The organism is Bacteroides sp. RTP31139st1_H2_RTP31139_211217 (genome assembly GCF_040227615.1).
Classification (GTDB): domain Bacteria; phylum Bacteroidota; class Bacteroidia; order Bacteroidales; family Bacteroidaceae; genus Bacteroides; species Bacteroides uniformis.
The window spans coordinates 1-6,996 of record NZ_JBCNZM010000206.1; the positions used below are offsets into that span (position 1 = coordinate 1).

Below are 6,996 nucleotides of genomic sequence, written 5' to 3' on the forward strand. Positions count from 1 at the left end.
AACCAACATCTACCGTGATGTGATTCTGGACGAAAAGCAGTTGCCCATCAAGAACTGTGCATACACACAATGTTTCCGCCGTGAAGCCGGTTCATACGGGAAAGACGTACGTGGCTTGAACCGCCTGCACGAATTCTCCAAAGTGGAACTGGTACGCATCGACAAACCGGAACACAGCAAACAATCCCACCAGGAGATGTTGGACCACGTAGAAGGTTTGCTTCAAAAGCTGGAACTCCCCTACCGCATCCTGCGCCTTTGCGGTGGCGATATGAGCTTCACGGCTGCCCTCTGTTTTGACTTTGAGGTGTATTCCGAAGCACAGAAACGCTGGCTGGAAGTAAGTTCCGTCTCTAATTTTGACACTTATCAAGCCAACCGTCTGAAATGCCGCTACCGTACGGCAGAAAAGAAAACAGAGCTTTGCCATACGCTGAACGGTTCCGCACTCGCTCTGCCACGCATCGTTGCCGCCTTGCTGGAAAACAACCAGACTCCAGAAGGAATCCGCATACCAAAGGCATTGGTTCCGTATACGGGATTTGAAATAATAGACTAAGGCCATAATAGTCACGTGCAGCAATACGCCTTTGACACTTTCTTTCGGGCACGAATTACATGAATTTCACAGTTGCGGTTAGCAAAAAACGTGAAATCCATGTAATTCGTGCCCGGAGTTTTATCATGACAAGCTTCTCCTGCGCAACTACAAAGTATTCTTCAAAATACGTGCAAACACCTCCTCGCGGAAATTACGTGCCACCGGAACAGTATGCCTCCCAACTATAATCCGATTGCCATCTATCATCTCAATCTTTTCCAAATTTATCAGATATGATTTATGGACTTGCTGAAATACTCCACCAGGAAGAGCCTCTATCATACGCTTCATGGTAGAACGTACAAGCAGCTTTGTGCTTTCCGTATAAATACAGACGTAATTTTCCAGCCCCTCCACCACCAGAATATCCTTAAACAACACCTTATGCATCTGACGGTCTGAACGGACAAATATAAAATTATTAGCTTCATCCGGCCATTTCTCCTGCTGCAAAAGACCATGTACTTTATTCACCGCTTTCAGGAACCGGTCAAACGAAATCGGTTTCAACAGATAGTCCGTAACATCAAGTTCATAACCTTTCAATGCATACTGCTCATAAGCGGAAGTGATAATCACATGAGGCGGATGGGCAAGAGATGCCAAGAGTTCAAGCCCCGAAAGATAAGGCATTTCAATATCCAGAAACAACAAGTCCGGCTGCTCAGTCTGCAAAAGAGTGTTCAACTGCATAGTATCTTCACATACACCCATTAAAGAAAGGAAATCCACCTTTTCCACATAGCGTTGCAATCCTTCACATGCAGTAGGCTCGTCATCGGTTATTACACATTTTACCTGTTTCATCCTATAATTCTATCACAAGTTTTACTCTAAACAAAGTATCTCCTCTATTTATGTCCAGCGTATGACGCTCCGGATATAGCAGCTCCAGCCTGCGCCTCAGATTTTCTATGCCGATTCCATGTTTTCCTTTCTGGTGCACTAATGGTTCCGGTATAGAATTTTCAATACTAAAACACAACTTGCCTTCTTTCAGACACATATCCATAGCTATAAAATAGTTCCCTCCCACATATTTGAAAGCATTCTCCACCAACGGTACAAACAACAATGGATAAATCTCAACCTGCGCCTCCATTTCATCGAAATGCACCTGCAACTGCAGCCGCTTCGTAGCACGAAGTTTACATAGGCTGATGTATTGTTTCAGATATTCCACTTCCACACGGACTTGCACTTTCTCCCCATCATTGTATAATTGGTAACGAAGCAAATCGGACAATTGCTCAAGAGTATGCCGCGGAGCCTCATTATTCTCATCTATCTGAAAATAAACCGTATTGAGTACATTAAAAAGAAAGTGTGGATGATATTGCGCTTTAAGGAATTTCAGTTCTGTCTGGAGCTGGTCATTTTTTATCTTCTCCAACTGCAGGCGTTGAGCTTCATTTTCCTTCTGTATCATCTGATTACGCAAGAATATATAAAAGAAGCCGCCAAGCAACATACTGACTATGGCCGGAACAGGCACATCGTATAAATCAAGACTTACCCCCATCAAAAAGCGGATGACCCACATCGTCAGAAGACACCAGACGGGAACCGTCAGGACAACTACCCCGTATTCCTGCCACCATACCAACTTCCGCTTCCGGCACAAACGAAGCCAATACTTCAATAGAAAAAAGATAGGATAAGACATGAAGAGTACCACAAGCATATCCTTCAGCATGAAATTCCACTCATTACTTTCCCAATAGTATTCATGTTTCGGAATATCATTCGCCACACGAATACACAGAAAAAGAATCACGGCAAATAATGCCGGCACCAGCCACTTGTTCCACAGTCTGCCCATAACAGTTACAAATTTACTCTTTTTGTTTCATCTATTTCTTTTTTCCTTCTGCTTTCTTTTGTCTCGCTGCCTTTTTGAAAACGCCAGGCGAAAGCAATACCCAGCACACGTTTGTTGTGCCGTTCGTCAACAAACGCCTGCACACCGGGAGATTGAATATCTACTTTTTGATAATTGGTGTTGAATACATCCTTGGCAAACAAGGTAACGGTGCATCTGTTACGGAACATCTTCTTTTGGATGCCGACATTCACTTCCAGCGCCGGATGTACTGTGGCTTGTCCGTAGGCCATTCGTCCATTATAATTTGCCGAAAGTTCGGCCGACCATACGGAAGTGAAAGCAAACTGGTTCATGCAGCCGAATATCGGGGTAAACATACGGTTTTTCATTTTCTGCCCTTGCTCCGTCCAACCATAATTATTATAAATACCGATAGCGGTCAGATTCACCTTCCAAAAAGAAACAGGTGAGAGGTTGGCGGCATGTACACGCATACCCGTCTGTACATAGGAAGACAGATTCTGGGGCATTACATAGATACGCCGCCCCTCCTGTTCGCGATAGCTCTTCATGATAGCATCATCTGTATGCGAGAAAAAGAGCACTGTCTGAAACCAGTCACGATACACATACCCCAACTCTATATTATCAGAGAAAGAAGGATGCAGCTTCGTATTTCCCCCTTCATGGGTATAGTCATCAAATATATAGGTAAAAGGATTCAAATCACCATAATTGGGGCGGGTAATACGCCTGCCATACGAAAGCTGAAACAGATGTTCCGAAGTCAAACCGTATTGCAAAGCAATAGTAGGAAACAAATGGAAGTAATTCGTTGTAAACGAAGAGTCTTTCTGTTGTGTATTTCCTCCAAAATCCCCGTGTACATGGGTATGTTCCAACCTTAGACCCGCTGAGATTTTCAAGCGGTCTTTCTCATAGCCGACTTGTAGATAAGAGGCATTGATATTCTCATCATATACGAATCGGGAACCAAGTGCCCCGTCCGGCAGCCAGCCGGAAACCGACGGACGCATATAACCTGCCGTATTGTCTATCGTAACAAATGAGGTTTTGACTCCGGCCTGTAACTTCCAAACCTCACTCAATGGATAAACCGCATCTATCTGTCCGACATATAAGTCGGTATTTCCCTTCATATCCCCTTTCAATGTATCGGGCTTAAAACTATCCATCAACTGGTTTCCAACACGGTAGTAATGGAAATAATCAAAAGAAGCGCTGAGTTCTCCCCCTTCTCTTTTCAGCTTGTGCACCATACTGGTTCCGGCAGAAACATTATTCCGGTTTTGCTCCGCATGGCTGTAAGTATTTCCCGCAACTCCGGTTTCTCGGATTTCCGTAAACATGCCTGCATTTTCCCTTTGCCGGGAAAAGTTTCCACCCAATGAGACTCCCCAAACTGTCCGCTCATTGAGATAATAATCACATCCGGTACGAAAATAGTGCGAATAATTCCTACGCTTCCGGTAAGAGTCCTGCATCATCCTTCCTCCATCCCGTTCGAACGCACGGTCGATAAACAAGTCTATGACATCCTTCCCCTGATAATACGAATAGTTCAAATAAAGATTGAACTTATTCTCCCGGATATTCATGGAGGCACCTCCATAACCGCTACCCGTCCGTCCAAGACTGCCATTGCCGTTCAAGGCCAGATTCACACCGCGCAGTCTGATTTTTCTTGTACGGATATCAATCAACCCGGAGCTTCCCGCCGCATCGTGGCGTGCGGAAGGCTGGGTTATCAAGTCTATCTTATCAGCATTAGTTGCAGGAGTAGATTTCAACAGACTCATCAATTCATCTCCCGAAAGATAAGTAGGCTTGCCATCCATCAGAATCGTCGCACCGCTTTGTCCGTTCAGCAAGATATTACCATTGGAATCTATCACGACTCCCGGCAGGGAAGCAAGAACATCATAAAGACTTCCCGTACTTTGAGTGACTGACGCATCCATCCGGTAACTTGTTTTACCGGCAGATATTTCTACCAACGGGAGTTTAGCAGTTACCATAATTTCTTCCAAACGCTGGTCGGCAATCGTATCCTGCTGCGACCAAACCACCAAAGGCATACTCAATAAAATTGCCCCTAAAAAAACATTTCGATACATACTCTTCCTCATTTTTTATTTCAAAAGTAGGCAGGCTGTAGAAAGTGAACAAATTATAGTGACAAAGGAATGTTATCCAGTGACAACATGCAGTTTTACCCTATTCTTCTTTTGATATTACCAAATAACCCCTATCTTTGCAAAATCTATCAATCTGACAGTAATTGCGTAATTACACCAACAAAATTATTAGATAATGAATAAAATCATTAGCAAAGAACACTTTTCTGAAAAGGTCTTTAAGTTAGTCATTGAAGCACCATTGATTGCCAAATCACGTAAGGCAGGGCACTTTGTCATTGTACGTGTGGGCGAAAAAGGCGAACGTATGCCGCTTACCATTGCGGAAGCCGACCCGGTAAAGGGAACCATCACACTGGTGGTTCAGGAAGTCGGGCTCTCCTCTACCCGTCTTTGCGAACTGAACGAAGGCGATTATATTACGGATGTTGTCGGCCCGTTGGGACAAGCTACGCACATTGACAACTTCGGTACTGTGGTCTGTGCCGGAGGTGGTGTAGGCGTAGCTCCCATGCTCCCTATCGTGCAAGCGCTGAAAGCTGCCGGCAACCGCGTCATCACCGTACTGGCAGGACGTACCAAAGAACTGATCATCCTTGAAAAGGAGATGCGCGAAAGCTCCGACGAAGTCATTATCATGACCGACGACGGTTCCTACGGACGAAAAGGTCTGGTGACGGAAGGCGTAGAAGAAGTCATCAAGCGCGAGAAGGTGAACAAGTGTTTCGCCATCGGCCCCGCCATCATGATGAAATTTGTTTGTTTGCTGACAAAGAAATACGAAATCCCCACGGATGTATCCCTGAATACGATTATGGTTGACGGTACCGGCATGTGTGGCGCCTGCCGAATCACCATCGGAGGAAAGACCAAATTTGTATGTGTGGACGGCCCTGAGTTCGACGGACATCAAGTGGACTTCGACGAGATGCTGAAGCGTATGGGCGCTTTTAAAAACATCGAACGCGAGGAGATGCACAAGCTGGAAGAACCTCAGACCTGCCAAGCTACCGGTGAAAACATGGAAGATGAGAAAAGCCGTAATGCTGCATGGCGTCAGGAGTTACGCAAATCCATGAAAGCCAAAGAACGGACTGCCATTCCACGTGTAGAGATGAACGAACTCGATGCGGAATATCGTTCGCACAGCCGCAAGGAGGAAGTCAATCAGGGCTTAACGGAAGAGCAGGCACTGACCGAAGCCAAGCGTTGCCTGGACTGTGCTAATCCGGGCTGCACGGAAGGCTGTCCCGTAGGTATCGACATCCCCCGCTTCATCAAGAACATTGAGCGCGGAGAATTCCTCGAAGCGGCCAAGACACTGAAAGAAACCAGTGCACTGCCTGCCGTCTGCGGTCGCGTCTGTCCGCAGGAAAAGCAGTGTGAATCCAAATGTATACACCTGAAGATGAACGAGAAGCCGGTAGCTATCGGTTATCTGGAACGCTTTGCCGCCGATTAGGAACGGGAGAGCGGGCAAATCTCCGTACCGGAAATCAAGGAAAAGAACGGCATCAAAGTTGCCGTCATTGGTTCGGGTCCCGCCGGTCTGTCGTTTGCCGGAGATATGGCAAAGTATGGCTATGACGTTACCGTTTTCGAAGCACTGCATGAGATTGGCGGTGTATTGAAATACGGCATTCCGGAGTTCCGCCTGCCCAACAAAGTGGTGGATGTGGAGATTGACAACCTTGCCAAAATGGGAGTGGAATTCGTCAAGGACTGCATTATCGGTAAGACGCTCAGCGTGGAACAACTGGAAGAGGAAGGATTCAAGGGCATATTCGTAGCTTCCGGAGCAGGACTGCCCAACTTTATGAATATCCCCGGCGAGAACTCCATCAATATCCTCTCGTCCAATGAATACCTGACCCGTGTCAATCTGATGGATGCCGCCAGTGAAGACTCCGATACTCCGGTTCCTTTCGGCAAATGCGTAGCCGTGATAGGTGGTGGAAATACAGCTATGGACTCCGTACGTACCGCACGCCGTCTCGGTGCAGAGCGTGCCATGATTATCTACCGTCGTTCGGAAGAAGAAATGCCGGCACGTATCGAGGAGGTGAAACATGCCAAGGAAGAAGGTGTAGAATTCCTGACCCTCCACAACCCAATCGAATACATTGCCGACGAACAAGGAAAAGTGAAACAAGTGGTGCTTCAGAAAATGGAACTGGGTGAACCGGATGCCAGCGGACGCCGCAGTCCCGTACCCATCCCCGGAGCCACGGAAACCATCGACATCGACCTTGCCATCGTCAGCGTAGGTGTATCTCCCAACCCGATTGTCCCAAGCTCCATCAAGGGATTGGAATTGGGCCGGAAGGGAACGATTGCCGTCAATGATAACATGCAGTCGTCCATCCCGACCATCTTTGCCGGAGGCGACATTGTCCGCGGAGGTGCCACCG

The 6,996-nt window shown here is 46.7% G+C and carries 4 protein-coding genes and 1 pseudogene; 2 read left to right on the forward strand and 3 right to left on the reverse strand.

The annotated features are described in order from the left end of the window. Positions 1 to 559: aminoacyl--tRNA ligase-related protein (locus ABUA47_RS21765; protein ID WP_349832038.1), on the forward strand; the 559-nt coding region annotated here is incomplete at its 5' end. Positions 560 to 706: 147 nt separating this feature from the next. On the opposite strand, the gene ABUA47_RS21770 is transcribed toward ABUA47_RS21765, so the two are convergent. From ABUA47_RS21770 to ABUA47_RS21780, 3 genes are read right to left on the reverse strand one after another with little or no spacing between them, the layout of a single operon-like run. Continuing rightward, on the reverse strand, positions 707 to 1,408 hold the full coding sequence (locus tag ABUA47_RS21770) for a LytR/AlgR family response regulator transcription factor (protein ID WP_005828898.1): 702 nt from the start codon (positions 1,406 to 1,408) through the stop codon (positions 707 to 709). Position 1,409: 1 nt separating this feature from the next. After that, positions 1,410 to 2,423: a sensor histidine kinase gene (locus tag ABUA47_RS21775; RefSeq protein WP_005828900.1), complete on the reverse strand. Its 1,014-nt coding sequence runs from the start codon at positions 2,421 to 2,423 to the stop codon at positions 1,410 to 1,412. A 5-nt stretch (positions 2,424 to 2,428) separates the two neighbouring features. Continuing rightward, entirely contained in the window at positions 2,429 to 4,564 is a 2,136-nt protein-coding gene (locus ABUA47_RS21780) for a TonB-dependent receptor domain-containing protein (RefSeq protein ID WP_005835473.1), read from the reverse strand. 196 nt (positions 4,565 to 4,760) lie between these two features. Here ABUA47_RS21780 and ABUA47_RS21785 point away from each other — a divergent pair. After that, positions 4,761 to 6,996: pseudogene (locus ABUA47_RS21785) on the forward strand (bifunctional dihydroorotate dehydrogenase B NAD binding subunit/NADPH-dependent glutamate synthase); the annotation flags it as partial.